Source organism: Mesorhizobium sp. M2A.F.Ca.ET.042.01.1.1 (assembly GCF_003997405.1).
In the GTDB taxonomy this organism is placed as follows: Bacteria; Pseudomonadota; Alphaproteobacteria; order Rhizobiales; family Rhizobiaceae; genus Mesorhizobium.
Window position 1 is genome coordinate 26,354 of the sequence record NZ_RZRX01000009.1, and the last position, 16,171, is coordinate 42,524.

Consider the following 16,171-nt stretch of genomic DNA (forward strand, 5'->3'; position numbering starts at 1 on the left):
AATGTCACCGATTCGTGCCGTGCTGATCCTATCGGTGTCGGCAGCGGTCGTTTCCGCTTGTGCATCGAAGAAGGTGCCGCCGCCTGAGATTTCCTATGACGCTGCCGACTTCAAACCGGCCGCGATCGAAAAAGCGCCGGAGAGGCCGATTAGAATTGTCGAGGTGCCAAAACCACTGCCGCTGCCTGGCCAAATGCAGCCCGAGCCCGGCAAGGCCGAGGACAAGCGCCCTCCTGAAGAACGCGTCGCTGATGCCAACAAAGCCGCGACCCAGCAACCCACCAAGTACGGGTATGTTAATGCAGTGCAAGTCTACCCCTTCACCGATGGCGCGCTTTATCAACTCTATGCCGCGCCGGAGCGCGTGACCGACATCGCTCTGCAGCCGGGCGAGAAACTAACCGCCGTGTCGGCTGGCGACACCGTGCGCTGGGTCATTGGCGATACCGCAAGCGGCACCGGTGACAATCAGCGCACCAATGTTCTGGTAAAACCCTTCGCGCCGGGTCTTGCCACCAATGTCGTCATTACGACGGACCGGCGGACCTATCATTTGCAGCTTCAAAGCACCGAGAAGACCGCAATGGCGGCAATCTCCTGGACCTACAGCCAAGACCAGATCATCGCGCTTCGCCAGCGCAATGCTCAAGCCGAGGCAGTTACACCGGTCGCGTCGAACATCGCGCTCGAAAACCTTCGCTTTCGCTACTCAATCAGTGGCGACACACCGCCCTGGAGACCGACGCGAGCCTTCGACGACGGCAGCAAGGTCTATATTGAGTTCCCTCGTCGCATAGATCAGGGCGAGGCGCCACCACTCTTCATCGTCGGCGCAGATGGGAGCAGCGAGCTCGTCAACTATCGCGTGCGCGGCAACTATTACATCGTCGATCGGCTCTTCGCCGCGGCCGAACTTCGCCTCGGCACCAAGCGGCAGCAGGTGATCCGCATCAGCAGGATTGACGGCAGGCAACCGCAACGGCGGATCTCGCTCTTTCGCGGCAGCCGGCGAGGTGAGGGCTCATGATCGAAAATTCCCGCTCTGGCATCCCGCCGAAACTGGATCCCGAGGAACTGCAGCTTCGGGCCTCTCCCCGCCGCGTGGTGCGGTTCAGGCGCGGTGTGATCATCGCTATCGCAGCGCTCGGATCCGGCGCTGTCTTCGGCGTTACCATGATCGCCCTCCAGGGGCCGGCCCTTCGCATCAGGGATCAGGCGGAAGATCTCTACAACACTGAGCGCAAACCAACCGCCGAGGGACTCGATACGCTTCCCCATGACTATTCCGGCATGAAGCCAAAGCCTCCCGTCCTTGGGCTACCTTTGCCGGGCGACCTCGGCCGCCCCATCCTCGAGCGGCAGCGCCAGCTCGGCATCGTGCCGGGCCAAGACATCTCGGCCGAGGAGCAGCGTCTAGCGCAGCAGGCGATCGAAGCGCGTGAATCGCGGGTGCTTTTCCGCGTCGAAAATCGAGCTCAACAGACAGATGTCGGAGAGAGCGTGCAAACTGCTCAGCATCCATTTGAGGCGCTTCCCCAATCCGAAGCAGGACGCGCGTCAGCCTCGGTGGCGGCGGCGGAAGGCGACCAGAACAATCAGCAGCGAAAGCTTGATTTTCTCAGCCAGCGGAGCACTGGCGGGATCTACAATCCGCATGCGCTTCAGACGCCGATCTCGCCATATCAACTGATGGCTGGCAGCGTGATTGCCGCCAGCCTGATCACCGGCATCAATTCCGATTTGCCGGGCCTTGTCGTCGCGCAAGTCACCGAAAATGTGCACGACACGGTCACGGGCAACATATTGCTGATTCCGCAGGGCTCACGTCTTATCGGCGTCTACGACAGCGTCGTCGCGTTCGGGCAAAAGCGAGCGCTGCTGGTCTGGCAGCGCATTCTGCTGCCCGACGGCTCGTCGGCCGAAATCGACAATCTGCCCGCGAGCGACACCGCCGGCTACGCAGGGCTGGAAGACAAAGTCGATTTCCACACTTGGCAGATGATCAAGGGAGTGGCGCTTGCCACATTGCTCGGTGTCGGCACAGAATTCAGCCTCGGCGAAAACGAGAGCGATCTGGTCAAGGCGATCCGGGAATCAGCCCAGCAGAACGCCAGTCGAGCCGGCCAGCGCATCACCGAAAAAAACCTCAATATCCAGCCCACCATCGTCGTCCGCCCAGGTTGGCCACTGCGCGTCATCGTGCACAAGGACATCGTGCTGCGGCCATACGCCAGTTGAGCAGGAGTTATCATGGCTGACCTGAAACTTGGAAAACTTCCGGACCGAACAGCTTCGAAGATCACCATTACCGTCAGCGCGGAGCTGAGCCAAACACTCAAGGAGTATGCTGCACTTTACCGTCAGACCTATGGTCAGTCTGAAACCGTGGCAGAACTCATCCCTTTCATGCTGGCGGCGTTTCTGGAAGGCGACCGAGCCTTTGCCAGGGCCAGAAAAGAACGTCTGCCGACGGAGCTTGCCGGAAAATCGTGACTCCTCCGCTAGGGCAGCTGGAACATTGCCTAGCTGTCGCGACCTACCTGCTCCTCGCGAAGCATAGGATCAAACCCCTTGGAATGTAGGTATGCGCAAGAGAGGATGTGGAAGGAGATACCGCGCAACAGCCTAAGTTTGCATTTTCGATTTGATGCGGTAGTCGCCTATGAGCGGTCAAAACGAACGCAGCTGGTTCGCCGATCGACCAAACGGCGAGCGCACTGTGCTTTGCTCAGACCGCCACCGAGTGCCTCGCCGTTCCCCCTTTGAAATATGTATCGAACTTGGCCGCGATGGTTCGAATGAAGGGGCGACTTTCAGTCCGTACGAGGAAACTGTCACCATCGAATTCAAGCGCTCGGGCAGGATCGTGGAGTGCGATGGACCTCGAGCGATGAAGGAGCTGCTCGCCGGCTTTGCCGAACCGCTCCACCAGATCGACTGCCGAGAAGGCAAAATCACACATCAGCCGCTCGATGATCCAGCCACGGACGCGATCGTCGTCGGAAAGGGCAACGCCGCGGACGGCAGCCAACCCGCCATCCGCAACCATGCGCCCGTACCCGGCAGTCGAAGCCATGTTTTGCACGTAGCCTTGGCGAAAACGACCGATGGACGAAGGGCCAAGTCCGATCAGTGTCGGGCAGCGATCCTCAGTGTAGCCCTGAAAATTGCGATGCAAAACCCCTGCGCGGGCCGCTATGGCCAGCGCATCGTCGGGCTTCGCGAAATGATCGAGTCCTATTGCCTCATATCCCTTGGCGACAATTGCCCGCGCCGCGAGTTGAGATTGGGCGAAACGCTCAGTGGGACTCGGCAGCCATGCCTCGTCGATCATCGTCTGATGCTTCTTGAACCAGGGCACATGTGCGTAGCCGAACAGGGCCATCCGGTCTGGCTCCAAGGTCAGTGCCTGCGCCACCGTGGAACAGATCGTCTCGCGTGTCTGATTCGGGAGCCCGTAGAGCAGGTCCAGATTGACCGATTCGACGCCCCGCGAACGAACCCCGTCGACGACTGCCTTGGTCTGCAAAAAACTCTGCTCACGATTAATTGCTTTTTGCACTTGCGGATCGAAATCCTGCACGCCGAGGCTCGCCCGGGTTACGCCGATTTGAGCAAGTGCATCAAGGCGCGCCTTGTCCATGTCGTTGGTTTCGATTTCGATGCTGACCGTAGCATCCGGGAGAAAGTCGAAGCTGTCCCGCAAGGCCGCTCCAAGAGCAACCATATCATCGGGCCTCAGAATAGTTGGCGAACCGCCACCGAAGTGGATTGCACGGACATGTGCCTTGCCGCTCAGCAGACCGGCAATCGTGACGATTTCGGCATTCAGCGAGCGCAGATAAGCGGCCACCGGCTCATATTGGTGCGTCTGCTTGGTGTGGCAGGCGCAGAACCAGCAGAGCTTGTCGCAGTAAGGAATGTGCAGGTACAGCGAGATTTCGTCGCCGCTTTCCAGCGTCTCCAACCAGCCACGGTAAATGGCAGCATCGATCCCCGAATGGAAATGCGGCGCCGTCGGATAGCTGGTGTAGCGTGGGACGTTCTCGCTGAGTTTGACAGCTATTTCCGATTGCATCTCGCGTTCACCGTGTTGCCCGCCGGAACACTGCACGCATCGCTGAAGCAGACCCTGATCTCGATCAGCCGCGCTCATGGACAAACCGCCGCAGGATTTCTCTACCCTGGATGGGTATCCTGCCGGCAGTTAGGATCGGGTAAGGCGAACGCATGACCTTTCGGCAAGACATTCATAGTTCCGGCATTCCTGTTCTTTGCTTCCCTTGCGAGGCACGGCGTCGCGGTGTCTGCGGTGCGCTCGATCCAGACAATTTGGTTGGGCTCGCCAAGACTTGCTCGCGTCGCCGGATCGAGTCAGGAATGGAGTTGACCGGCGAGGCACAGAACGTCGACAGCTACTCCAACGTGCTTTCAGGCGTTGTAAAGCTATCAAAGAGCCTGTCGGATGGGCGCCAGCAGATCGTCGGTCTCCAGTTTGCACCGGATTTTCTGGGACGTCCTTTCAAGGTGGAAAGCTCGATCAATGCGGAAGCGGCAACAGCAGTCACGCTGTGTTCGTTTCCGCGAGCGGCCGTCGAACGGATGATGAAGGCGTCACGGGAATTCGAGCATCGCCTGCTCAAACAGACGCTGAATGAACTCGATGAGGCGCGCGAGTGGATGGTGACGCTGGGGCGCAAGACAGCTCCGGAAAAGGTAGCGACTTTTCTCCTCATGATGGCCCGGAATATCGATTCCAGTCTCGATGCGGCTTCCGGGTCGGCGTCCTTCGATCTGCCGCTGACGCGTGTCGAAATGTCTGATTTCCTTGGAATCACCAACGAGACCGTGAGCCGCCAACTGACGCGATTGCGGGCTGACGGGGTGATTCGGATTGAGAACGCACGCCATGTGACGGTGGACAGCATAAGCCGTCTGGAGAAGCGCTGTGGCGGCGGACGCGAGCGGCCCTAAGCGGCGAGGCCATGTCGCATGACTCCGGGGCGGGCCGTGTTTGCCTTTTAATGCGATGTTGCCGCGCCTTCGACGAAGCGGCGTCACGGTCGAGACAAACAGCTTTCGGGCTTTGATAGGAACGTGACCAATCGCCAGGTGTGTTTCGGCACATACCGGCGAAGCATGGTCCTTAATCTGCCACGGCTCGGCGGAACGATCGCGTTCGTTTCCAATGGGATCCGAACAACGTTTGGCAGGGCATCGGCAATAGCATCCAACGCGCGCAGGGCCTCAGCTTTCGCCTCAGCGATCGCGTCTGCGCCCGCCCAACCCAGGGAACGCCTTCCATGAGGGGGGTGAGCCCGCGCTGCGTTCCTCGTTCATTCGCCACCTGCTGATTGCGCCGCCGACACAAAATCTTGCGGCCTGACATAGATCAGGGCGAGGGGGCGGCGGCTGCGCGATTAGTGCGCTGCGGATTTGGCATCCACCAGATTCGAGATCGGGATCTGCAATGAAATTCGGCACAGAGATCGTCCTTCTAAGCGTGTTCGCTTTTGCGGCCCTGGTGGCCGCCGGCTTCGGCGTGGATGAACCTTTCCGCCGACACATGTGGGTGTTGTTCTTCGCAGTGGCTGGTTTCACTGCGATCCTGTTGCGCAACACGGAGTTCAAGCCAGCAGCTCCGATTGACCCATCCGCTTACATGGATGGTCCGATCCGCTACGGCGCGATCGCCACCGTGTTCTGGGGTGTCGTCGGCATGCTGGTCGGCGTGGTGATCGCGCTGCAGCTCGCCTACCCCGATCTCAACATCCAGCCCTGGTTCAATTTCGGTCGTTTGCGGCCGTTGCACACATCCGGTGTCGTCTTCGCCTTCGGCGGCAACGCGCTGCTTTGCACGTCTCTGTATGTCGTGCAGCGCACCTGCCGCGCCCGCCTCTTCGGCCGTGATCTGGCCTGGTTCGTCTTCTGGGGCTACCAGCTGTTCATCGTCATGGCCGCGACCGGCTACCTGCTCGGCATCACCGAGGGCCGCGAGTACGCCGAACCCGAATGGTATGTGGATGTCTGGCTGACCATCGTCTGGGTCGCCTACCTCATTCTGTTCCTTGGCACGATCCTGAAGCGCAAGGAACCGCATATCTACGTGGCCAACTGGTTCTACCTGTCGTTCATCGTCACCATCGCGATGCTGCATGTGGTCAACAACCTGTCCATACCAGTCTCGTTCCTGGGCTCCAAGAGCTACTCCGCCTTTTCAGGGGTCCAGGACGCCTTGACGCAATGGTGGTACGGCCACAACGCGGTCGGCTTCTTTCTCACCGCCGGCTTCCTCGGCATGATGTATTATTTCGTGCCCAAGCAGGCGAACCGGCCAGTCTATTCGTACCGGCTGTCGATCGTCCATTTCTGGGCGATCATCTTTCTCTACATCTGGGCCGGGCCGCATCACCTGCACTACACCGCCTTGCCCGATTGGGCGCAGACGCTCGGCATGGTGTTCTCGATCATGCTGTGGATGCCGTCCTGGGGCGGCATGATCAACGGCCTGATGACGCTGTCCGGCGCCTGGGACAAGCTGCGCACCGATCCGATCATACGCATGATGGTGATGGCCGTCGCCTTCTATGGCATGTCGACCTTCGAAGGCCCCATCATGGCGATCCGGGCGGTCAATTCGCTGTCGCATTATACCGACTGGACGATCGGCCACGTCCATTCGGGCGCGCTCGGCTGGGTTGGCATGATCTCGTTCGGCGCAATCTACTACATGGTGCCGAAGCTCTGGAACCGGCAACGGCTCTACTCGTTGCGGCTGGTCACCTGGCATTTCTGGCTGGCGACACTTGGTATCGTTGTCTACGCCGCGGTGATGTGGGTATCCGGCGTCATGCAGGGCCTGATGTGGCGCGAATACGACGAGCAGGGCTTCCTGGTCTACTCCTTCGCCGAGACCGTCGCCGCCATGCACCCCTACTATGTCATGCGCGCCATCGGTGGGGCCATGTACCTCTCCGGCGCGCTGATCATGGCCTGGAACATCACCAGGACCATCCTCGGCCACCAGCGCGAGGAGGAGCCGATGCCGAGCCCCGTCGCCATCCGACCTGCGCGATCAGGAGCCAGGTAATGGGCTTGATGGACAAACACGCAATCATCGAGAAGAACGCCACGCTTCTTCTCGTTGGCTCGCTGCTCGTGGTGACGGTCGGCGGCATCGTCGAGATCGCGCCTCTCTTCTATCTCGACAATACGATCGAGAAGGTGGAAGGCATGCGCCCCTATTCGCCGCTCGAACTTGTCGGGCGCAACATCTATATGCGCGAGGGCTGCTACCTCTGTCATAGCCAGATGATCAGGCCGTTCCGCGACGAAGTTGAGCGCTATGGCCACTACAGCCTAGCTGCCGAGTCCATGTACGATCACCCCTTCCAGTGGGGATCGAAGCGCACCGGGCCGGATCTCGCCAGAGTTGGCGACCGCTACTCGAATGCATGGCATGTCGCGCATCTTACCGACCCGCGCTCGGTGGTGCCGGAATCGATCATGCCGAGCTATGGGTTCCTGAAAGACACGCCGATCGACGTGAAGGATTTCTCAACGCATCTGGTCGCCAACAGGCTTGTAGCCGTCCCTTACACCGATGACATGATCGTCCACGCCAATGCGGATCTGGCGGCGCAGGCCGATCCCAATGCCGACACATCAGGCCTTGAGGCGCGTTACCCAAAAGCCAAGATCGGCGACTTCGACGGCAACCCGCAACAGGTCACCGAAATGGATGCCCTGCTCGCCTACCTGCAGATGCTTGGCACACTGGTCGACTTCAAAAATTACGACGAAGCCGCCGGCTACCGCTGAGGAGAACGCTGATGACCTACAATTTGATGCGGGCGTTTGCCGACAGCTGGGGCCTGGTTGCGATGGCGCTGTTCTTCGTGGGGTGCATCGCCTTTGCCCTACGCCCCGGCAGCCGAAGGCTGGCCGACGAAGCGGCCCGCATTCCGCTCGAGGACGAGTGATCATGAGCGACGAGCATATCGATGAAATCTCTGGCGTCTCGACCACCGGCCACGAATGGGATGGCATCCGGGAGCTGAACAACCCGCTTCCCAGATGGTGGGTTATCACCTTTTACGTCACCATTGTCTGGGCGATAGGCTACACCATCGCCTATCCAGCATGGCCTCTGTTGCACTCGGCGACGAAGGGTGTGCTCGGCTATTCCAGCCGCAACGAGGTCAGGAACGAGCTGACTGCGGCTGAGGCCGCCAAGGGCAAATATATCTCGGCGGTGGAGTCCAAGAGCGTCTCGGAGATCTCCGCGGACGACGGCCTGCGCGAATTCGCAATCGCCGCCGGTGGCGCCGCTTTCAAGGTCAATTGCGTACAATGTCACGGCTCCGGCGCCCAAGGTTCCAAGGGCTTTCCCAATCTCAACGACGACGACTGGCTATGGGGCGGCAAGGCCGAGCAGATCCAGCAGACGATTACGCACGGCATCCGCTTCGCATCCGATCCGGACACGCGCCTGTCGGAAATGCCGGCCTTCGGCGACATCATTACCGCCGACCAGATCGCACAAGTCAGCGCCTACGTGGCCAGCCTTTCCGGCAAGGTCCGCGATGCAAGTCTGATCCAACCCGGCGCCAAGGTCTTTGCCGAGAACTGCGTCGCCTGTCACGGCGACAATGCAAAAGGCAACAGGGAATTCGGCGCCCCCGACCTGACCGATGCGATCTGGCTCTATGGATCCGGTGAGACAGCCATCGCCGCACAGGTCCGTGCGCCAAAACAGGGCGTCATGCCGGCCTGGGTTGGCCGTCTCGGCGAGATCAAGGTCAAGGAACTTGCAGTTTATGTCCATTCGCTTGGCGGCGGAGAATAGGAATGGAAGTCCTATTCTTCGGTCCCCCCTGCCAAGCGGACGAGGCCCGGCGTGAGCCGGGCCTCGACACCATCCCTAATGCGATCTGCACAACCCGGCAAGGCTATCCTACCGCGAGGCTTTACGACAGGTGCCCCTGACATTGGCTGGGAAAGTGGAGTTGCACATGCGTGATAAGACGCAGTTGACACGGCTCGAAACAGAAACTGTCAATTCCGCCAAAACCCGCAAGCCGCTTTATGCCGCGCGTCAAAAGATCTTTCCGAAGCGCGCCTCGGGCAACTTTCGTCGCTTCAAATGGCTGGTGATGACGATCACACTTGGCATCTACTACCTGGCTGCGTGGCTGCCTTGGGCTCGCGGTCCATTTGCCCCGGACCAGGCAGTCCTGCTCGATCTCGCGAACCGGCGCTTCTACTTCTTCTTCATCGAGATATGGCCCCAGGAATTCTTCTATGTGGCCGGCCTCCTGGTCATGGCGGGCGTCGGTCTTTTCCTGATCACCTCGACTGTCGGCCGTGCCTGGTGCGGCTATGCATGCCCTCAGACGGTGTGGGTCGATCTGTTCCTCGTCGTCGAACGTGCGATCGAGGGGGACCGCAACGCCCGCATGAAACTTGACGCAGGTCCCTGGACCGCGCGCAAGCTCATGCTGCGTGTGTCCAAGCACACCATCTGGCTGGTCATAGGGGCGGCGACTGGCGGCGCCTGGATCTTCTACTTTGCCGATGCACCGACGCTGCTCGGCGAGCTCTTCACCGGCACTGCGGCGCCCGTCGCCTACATCACTGTCGCCGTCCTGACGGCTACCACCTACACGTTCGGCGGTCTGATGCGCGAACAGGTCTGCACCTATATGTGCCCGTGGCCCCGCATCCAGGCGGCCATGCTCGATGAAAATTCCCTCACTGTCACCTACAATGACTGGCGCGGCGAACCGCGTTCGCGCCACGCCAAGAAGGTGCTGGCCGCAGGCCAGCCCGTGGGCGACTGCGTCGACTGCAATGCCTGTGTCGCGGTCTGCCCGATGGGGATAGACATTCGCGACGGCCAGCAGCTCGAATGCATCACTTGCGCGCTCTGCATCGACGCCTGTGACGGCGTCATGGACAAGCTCGGCAAGGAGCGTGGGCTGATCGCCTATGCGACGCTCTCCGACTACAACGCCAACATGATGCTGGCGACTGCAGGCGGGTCCAGCTCAGTCAATCCATCGCTGATCAGGACCGCTGATGGCCTGTTCTCCGACAAGGTGGCGCATTTTCACATCCGCAAGATCTTTCGGCCGCGCACCTACGTCTACATGGGCTTGTGGTCGCTGATCGGCCTCGGCCTGCTCTATTCGCTGCTGACGCGCGATCGGCTCGAACTGAACGTATTGCATGATCGCAATCCCCAGTTCGTCACGCTGACCGACGGATCCATCCGCAATGGCTATACCGTCAAGCTGCTCAACATGATCCCCGAGCCGAGGACGATCGTCGTAACCATGCAGGGCCTTGAAGGCGCTGACATGGTCGTCGTCGGCGACGACATCCCCGCAGGCCGTTCCTTCGCCATTCCGGTCGAACCCGACCGCCTGAAAATGCTGAGGGTCTTCGTTCGCCAGCCGGCGGACCAGATCCGCGCTCCGGCACAGACCTTCAAGTTCCGCGTCGAGGACAGAGCCAGCTTTGAGTCGAACGAGTACACCGCCACCTTCAACGCGCCGGAGCCCCTCAGATGACTGCCAATGTACAAAAGCCTCGTGAATTCACCGGCAGGCACATGCTGGTCATCATCCTGGCCTTTTTCGGCGTGGTCATCGCAGTCAATCTGACCATGGCAACGCTCGCCAGCACAAGCTGGACTGGCCTCGTCGTCGAAAACACCTATGTGGCGAGCCAGCAATTCAACAAGAAGGCCGAGGAAGGACGGGCGCAGGCAGCACTTGGCTGGACCGGCAAGCTGACCATCGCATGGGGCGAAGTTCGCTATGGCCTCGCCGACGTCGCCGGCAAGCCGGTTCCCTTGCACGGCGTCAAGGTGCTGTTTCGCCATCCCGCGTACGAGAAGGAGGACAAGTCGGTCACCCTCGCACCCGCCTCGGGCCAGGAATTCGCAGCCCAGCACATGCCGAAGGACGGCGTCTGGATTGTCGAAGTCGACGCCGACGCCGGTCTGGACAAACCGTATCGCGACGTCCGCCGGATCATGATTTCCAATGGAGCGCTGCAATGAGTTGTTGTGCACCGGGCGCCGAAATGGCGCTTGATCTGGTCAACACCGGATCGGTCCTGCCGTCCAGCCAGGAGATCAGGCTGGCGAGCCGATCGCTTGGCGATGATCTTCACCAGACCGATCTTTCAGTACCGACGGTTCATTGCGCAGGCTGCATCCAGACGATCGAGACGGCGCTGGGAAAGCTCGATCGCGTCGAGAGCGCCCGCGTCAACCTGTCGACGAAACGGGTCTCTGTCCGGTGGCGTGGTGACGAGGTCCCACCGTTCGTCGTCGCGCTTGGGCGGCTAGGCTACCAGGCGCATCTCTTCCCTTCCGAGGTCGGCGACAAGGACAGGACGTTATCGGATTTGATCCGCGCGGTCGCGGTTGCCGGCTTTGCGGCGGGCAACATCATGCTGCTTTCGGTCTCGGTCTGGTCCGGCGCCGAAGGTGCTACCCGCGACCTGTTTCACTGGGTCTCGGCGCTGATCGCCATTCCTGCCCTCGCCTTCGCCGGCGGCATCTTCTTCCGTTCGGCCTGGAATGCTTTGCGCCATGGCCGCATGAATATGGACGTGCCGATCGCGGTCGGTGTTTCGCTCGCCTACGCCATGAGCCTCTACGAGACGATCAACCATGGCGATCACGCCTATTTTGACGCGTCGGTATCGCTGCTGTTCTTCCTGTTGATCGGCCGCACGTTGGATCACGTGATGCGCGAACGTGCCCGGACCGCTGTGAAAGGCCTGTCCCAGTTGGCCGCACATGGCGCCATGGTGCTGCGCAGCGACGGCGCGCGCGACTATTTGCCGGTCGGCGAGATCGAACCAGGCATGCGGTTGTTGATCGCAGCCGGTGAGAGGATCCCCGTCGACGGCAAGATCATCCAGGGAACGTCGGATCTCGACTGCTCGCTGGCCTCAGGCGAAAGCACGCCGAAAAACGTGGCGCCGGGCGAAGCAGTTCAGGCCGGCGTGCTCAATCTTACCGGCCCGCTGACGATTGAGGCGACAGCCGCCGCGAAGGATTCGTTTCTGGCGGAAATGGTTCGTCTTATGGAAGCCGCAGAGGGCGGCCGCGCGCATTATCGCCGGATCGCCGATCGCGTTTCAGCGCTCTATGCCCCGGTGGTTCATCTCACAGCCTTCGCGACGTTCCTTGGCTGGATGGCGGTGACCGGCGACTGGCACCGGGCGATAACCATCGCCATTGCCGTTCTGATCATCACCTGCCCGTGCGCGCTCGGCCTCGCCGTACCGATCGTTCAGGTGGTCGCCGCGCGGCGCCTGTTTGAGAACGGCATCATGGTAAAGGACGGTTCTGCCATGGAGCGCCTGGCGACGATTGATACAGCGGTGTTCGACAAGACCGGAACGCTCACGCTCGGCCAGCCCCGGCTGGTCAATGCATCGTCGATCGATCCGGCCATGCTGGCAGTCGCGGGAGACATGGCTACGCATTCCCGCCATCCTTTTTCAAAGGCCATAGCCGGTTTTGCCCATCCCGGCGGGCAGTACAAATTTGATGCCGTCACCGAGCATCCAGGGTTTGGAATCGAAGCCACTGGAGCCGGAAGCACCTGGCGGCTAGGCCGACGCGGATGGGCTGGATGGAGAGCCCGGACCGGTGGTGAAGGCAAACATGGCGGAACCGTGCTGACAAAAGACGGGTTCATTGTCGCGACCTTCGATTTTGAGGACGCGCTGCGCGCAGACGCCAAGGCGGCGATCGGGCAATTGAGCCATGCCGGGGTGTCAGTGGAAATGCTGTCGGGCGATACTGCGGGTGCCTGCGGTGAAGTCGCAGAAATGCTGGGTGTCAAGGACTTCGTTCCGTGCCTGCTGCCATCCGGCAAGGTCGAGCGCATCGAGACCCTGGCGAAAGACGGACACAAGGTTCTGATGGTTGGCGACGGCCTCAACGACACGCCGGCGCTCAGCGCGGCGCATGTCTCGATCGCTCCAGCTACCGCCGCCGACATTGGCCGCAATGCCGCCGACTTCGTATTCCTGCGCGAAAGCCTTCTGGCAGTGCCTCTCGCGCTGGACGTCTCGCGCAAGGCGGGACACCTGATCCGCCAGAACATCGCGATTGCGATCGTCTACAATGCGGTGGCAGTACCAATCGCCATCCTCGGGCACGCCACGCCTTTGTTAGCGGCGATTGCCATGTCTGCCTCATCGGTGCTTGTTATTGGAAACGCATTGCGCTTGCACGGCTTCGGGGCGAATGCGACGCTGCAAGTTATTCAAAAAGTCGGACGCTCCGCAGTCAGCTATTCGGCATAATCCTCGTGACGACGTTGCTCTATCTCATACCAGTGGCCCTTTTTCTGGGTGCACTGGGTGTGTCCGGCTTCGTCTGGGCATTGCGAAGCGGTCAATACGAAGATCTCGACGGAGCCGCCGAGCGGATACTAATTGATCGGGACGACAAACCGGAACGCTGATTTCAATCCGCTGTGCATAAGATGCGCGGATCGCGCTCGTCAGTCGAGCCGGCTCGGTCGGGAACAAGCTGTCCATGCTCCATGCTCCATGCTCCATGACCATCTTGACCTAAGCTGCACACTACATTTGTGAAAAGCCTCTGTCGTGCGAAGGACTGCCTCCCATTGCACCCAGTATGAGGCGGCTGATGCCACGAGAGTACCTCGCGTGGCCGGACGAGAGCTTGGCCATGTGCGCACGGGTTCCAAAGTGGAACGTCACGGTCGATCACCTGACCGTGAACCGCCAGTGCCGATTGGTCATGTCTGGCTGATCCAGATCAGGGTCATACTCATCGGTGTGTTCTATTGACCAGTCTTCGACGGAGAAATGCATGACTTACGGAAAGATTGGTCGTCATTATCAGCACCTTCACGGTTCTGGGTTTTCTGTCGTGTGGTCGGCCATGCCTTGTGCTTACGGCGCAGCCATTAGCTGACCGGCGTCGTGTGTATCTCGCTTGCTGGCTGACCATCCGCGTGGCTGCGCGGACACGGGGGCCGATCAACAGCTTTCGCCTTTGATGGGTTGTGTGCGTCGAAAGTGGCCTTCTTTGGGCTGACTTCGTAGAAATGTTCCAGGGCTCGCATCCAGCGCCGAAGATCCTCGTGATGTCAACGTGCTGCGGAGCATCATCGGGGTTGGGACGTGCGTTTTCGAGATCGATCAACCGTCCGAAGTTGATCATTGGTTCGAGTGACGCGCGCTATTTCGACGACTATGTCGCCGCGTGGGCTTTGCTCTATCGGCGACTGAATTGCAAGGACATCGACATCGAAGCCATGCAGCAGGTTCTTGATGAGATATGCGCGGTCGTGGATAAAAGTTTCCGCTACCTTGGCTGGGATGACGAGAGAGAGCGCTACGTTCGATACCCTCGCAAGAGAGCCCGCTTCGACGTCGTGGAGCGTGAGTAGTATGCGCAAGGGTTCCAGGTGGAATGTGGCGATCGATGCGGCGCGGCCGTGGCTGACCAGCGTCGCGAGTGTCTCGCTTGCTGGCGGCGATCTGCGCGGCTGCGCGGCCAAAGGGCGGGATCGGTTAGCCGCATCCACCTCTGAGCGCTTTGAGTGCTTCGTTGCCGATCGATGCGAATCTCCCGGCCCAGCGCCTTTAGGCAATGCGGCGGCCACGGAGCTCATGTCACTCGGCTCAGTTCCACCGTTACACGAGGATAGGCGACCGGATGGCGGCACGCTGATGGGCTCTGACGATAATTTTGACATCGTTGTCGTTGGAGCCGGCCCGGTCGGCCTTTCGTTCGCTGCGTCGCTTGCCCAAAGCGAACTCAAGGTGGCAGTTGTTGAACAGAACACATTCGATAGTCTGGCGAATCCGGCTTTCGATGGTCGCGAAATCGCGCTGACCAACGCTTCGATCAGAACCCTTCGCGAGCTCGGCGCCTGGGATGTCATCCCGGCTTCGGACAAATCAGCACTTCAAGGCGCGCGCGTGCTCAACGGCTCGAGCGCATTCGCTCTTCGTTTCGATCCTCCCAGCAACTCTGGAGAACCGCTGGGGGTTTTGGTTCCAAATTGCCGGATCCGCGAGGCGCTGTTCAAAATCGTCCGCTTGCAGGATCGCGCCCGGCTGTTGTGCGGCCACTCGGTCGTCGATGCAACAAACAGCCAAGAAGGAGCAGTCGTAACGCTCTCTAATGGCGCGCGTTTAACTGCTCGGCTGGTTGTTGCCGCGGATTCGCGTTTGTCCGCCACGCGTGATCTGCTAGGCATCGGCGCCGATATCAACCGGCTTGGCCACTCGATGCTGATTTGCCGAGTGAGGCACGAGCGCGCCCACCACCAGATCGCCATCGAATGGTTCGATCACCATCAGACGATAGCGATGTTGCCCCTCGCGGAGGGCATGTCGTCGCTGCTGCTCACATTGCGCTCAAACGAGGCCTATAGACTGCTTGCCTTCGATGATGATTTGTTCCTGTCGGAGTTGACGAAACGGTGTCGAGGGCGCCTTGGAAAAATGACCTTGGCAAGCAAGCGCCACACCTATCCGCTGGTCACGACCTGGGCGCACAAATTCCGGGCGCCGAGCGCCGCACTCATCGGCGACGCTGCCATCGGCATGCACCCGGTGACCGCTCACGGATTCAACATCGGTCTCAGCAGCCAGAAGCAACTCGCCCGTGGAATCATGACTGCGTGCCGCGACGGCCGCAATGTTGGCGACCCCGACATGCTGCATATATACGAAAGGCGGCTGCGCCTGTCGGCGGCGCCGCTCTACCATGCAACGAACATATTGATTGGACTCTACTCCAGAGACCACCTGGCGGCACGGCTTGCAAGGCATCTGGGGCTTCGCTTTGCCCAACATGTTCCCCTTGTCCGGCATGGGATATCGGCGGAGCTCCAGCGGTGATACTGCACCAGCAGTCGCATTTTTGCGCGTGCTGGGCGAGCGATGGGAGAGAGTGCATGATGCACCGGAGTAATCCTGCTCCCCGACGCTGATCTCCGATTGAAGAATTAACCCGTCCTTCAGGGGGGCTGCATAGGCTGCGGACAAGCAGGAGTAAGCAAGCTGACCCGTCCAGCCTTGGAAAAGAAGATCCGCTGGAGGCGAGAATCCTTCAGGACCAGCTCGCTGATCTGAGGGCAGGCCTTTTCGTCTC

General features: G+C 60.3%; 15 protein-coding genes. 14 read left to right on the forward strand and 1 reads right to left on the reverse strand.

Annotation, left to right across the window (positions count from 1 at the left end):
- Window position 1: 1 nt before the first annotated feature.
- From trbG to EOA23_RS02875, 3 genes are read left to right on the forward strand one after another with little or no spacing between them, the layout of a single operon-like run.
- Window positions 2-1,027 (forward strand): P-type conjugative transfer protein TrbG, encoded by a 1,026-nt coding sequence (gene trbG / locus EOA23_RS02865; protein WP_189341482.1) that lies wholly within the window; start codon window positions 2-4, stop codon window positions 1,025-1,027.
- Window positions 1,024-2,238, forward strand: coding sequence for a TrbI/VirB10 family protein (locus EOA23_RS02870; RefSeq protein WP_126057785.1), 1,215 nt, complete (start codon window positions 1,024-1,026; stop codon window positions 2,236-2,238). The genes trbG and EOA23_RS02870 overlap by 4 nt, the downstream gene beginning before the upstream one ends.
- Window positions 2,239-2,250: 12 nt before the next feature.
- The gene (locus tag EOA23_RS02875; RefSeq protein ID WP_126057786.1) at window positions 2,251-2,493 is read left to right on the forward strand and encodes a DUF2274 domain-containing protein; all 243 of its coding nucleotides are present in this window, start codon (window positions 2,251-2,253) and stop codon (window positions 2,491-2,493) included.
- A gap of 235 nt (window positions 2,494-2,728) precedes the next feature.
- On the opposite strand, the gene hemN is transcribed toward EOA23_RS02875, so the two are convergent.
- Entirely contained in the window at window positions 2,729-4,078 is a 1,350-nt protein-coding gene (hemN, locus tag EOA23_RS02880; RefSeq protein WP_126059321.1) for an oxygen-independent coproporphyrinogen III oxidase, read from the reverse strand.
- A 152-nt stretch (window positions 4,079-4,230) separates the two neighbouring features.
- Here hemN and EOA23_RS02885 point away from each other — a divergent pair, with 152 nt between their 5' ends.
- From EOA23_RS02885 to ubiM, 11 genes are all read left to right on the forward strand, one after another.
- On the forward strand, window positions 4,231-4,974 hold the full coding sequence (locus EOA23_RS02885) for a Crp/Fnr family transcriptional regulator (RefSeq protein WP_126057787.1): 744 nt from the start codon (window positions 4,231-4,233) through the stop codon (window positions 4,972-4,974).
- Between the two features lie 496 nt (window positions 4,975-5,470).
- Window positions 5,471-7,090 carry a cytochrome-c oxidase, cbb3-type subunit I gene (ccoN, locus tag EOA23_RS02890; protein WP_126057788.1) on the forward strand — a complete coding sequence of 540 codons (1,620 nt, stop codon included), beginning with the start codon at window positions 5,471-5,473 and terminating at the stop codon, window positions 7,088-7,090.
- A complete protein-coding gene (ccoO, locus tag EOA23_RS02895; RefSeq protein ID WP_126057789.1) occupies window positions 7,090-7,821 on the forward strand; it encodes a cytochrome-c oxidase, cbb3-type subunit II in 732 nt (243 codons plus the stop codon). Before ccoN ends, ccoO begins: the two co-directional genes overlap by 1 nt.
- An 11-nt stretch (window positions 7,822-7,832) precedes the next feature.
- On the forward strand, window positions 7,833-7,982 hold the full coding sequence (locus EOA23_RS02900; protein WP_024502864.1) for a cbb3-type cytochrome c oxidase subunit 3: 150 nt from the start codon (window positions 7,833-7,835) through the stop codon (window positions 7,980-7,982).
- A 2-nt stretch (window positions 7,983-7,984) separates the two neighbouring features.
- Window positions 7,985-8,848, forward strand: coding sequence for a cytochrome-c oxidase, cbb3-type subunit III (gene ccoP, locus EOA23_RS02905; RefSeq protein WP_126057790.1), 864 nt, complete (start codon window positions 7,985-7,987; stop codon window positions 8,846-8,848).
- A gap of 166 nt (window positions 8,849-9,014) precedes the next feature.
- Window positions 9,015-10,574, forward strand: a complete 1,560-nt coding sequence (gene ccoG, locus EOA23_RS02910) for a cytochrome c oxidase accessory protein CcoG (protein WP_126057791.1) — start codon at window positions 9,015-9,017, stop codon at window positions 10,572-10,574.
- Window positions 10,571-11,068, forward strand: a complete 498-nt coding sequence (locus tag EOA23_RS02915; protein WP_126057792.1) for a FixH family protein — start codon at window positions 10,571-10,573, stop codon at window positions 11,066-11,068. Before ccoG ends, EOA23_RS02915 begins: the two co-directional genes overlap by 4 nt.
- Window positions 11,065-13,338 (forward strand): cation-translocating P-type ATPase, encoded by a 2,274-nt coding sequence (locus EOA23_RS02920; RefSeq protein ID WP_126059322.1) that lies wholly within the window; start codon window positions 11,065-11,067, stop codon window positions 13,336-13,338. Before EOA23_RS02915 ends, EOA23_RS02920 begins: the two co-directional genes overlap by 4 nt.
- A gap of 5 nt (window positions 13,339-13,343) precedes the next feature.
- Window positions 13,344-13,499, forward strand: a complete 156-nt coding sequence (gene ccoS, locus EOA23_RS02925) for a cbb3-type cytochrome oxidase assembly protein CcoS (protein WP_081714250.1) — start codon at window positions 13,344-13,346, stop codon at window positions 13,497-13,499.
- A 612-nt stretch (window positions 13,500-14,111) separates the two neighbouring features.
- Complete coding sequence (locus tag EOA23_RS02930) at window positions 14,112-14,456, forward strand: hypothetical protein (protein ID WP_126057793.1); 345 nt, start codon at window positions 14,112-14,114, stop codon at window positions 14,454-14,456.
- 280 nt (window positions 14,457-14,736) lie between these two features.
- Window positions 14,737-15,918, forward strand: a complete 1,182-nt coding sequence (ubiM, locus tag EOA23_RS02935) for a 5-demethoxyubiquinol-8 5-hydroxylase UbiM (RefSeq protein ID WP_185928959.1) — start codon at window positions 14,737-14,739, stop codon at window positions 15,916-15,918.
- The last annotated feature ends 253 nt before the right edge of the window (window positions 15,919-16,171 follow it).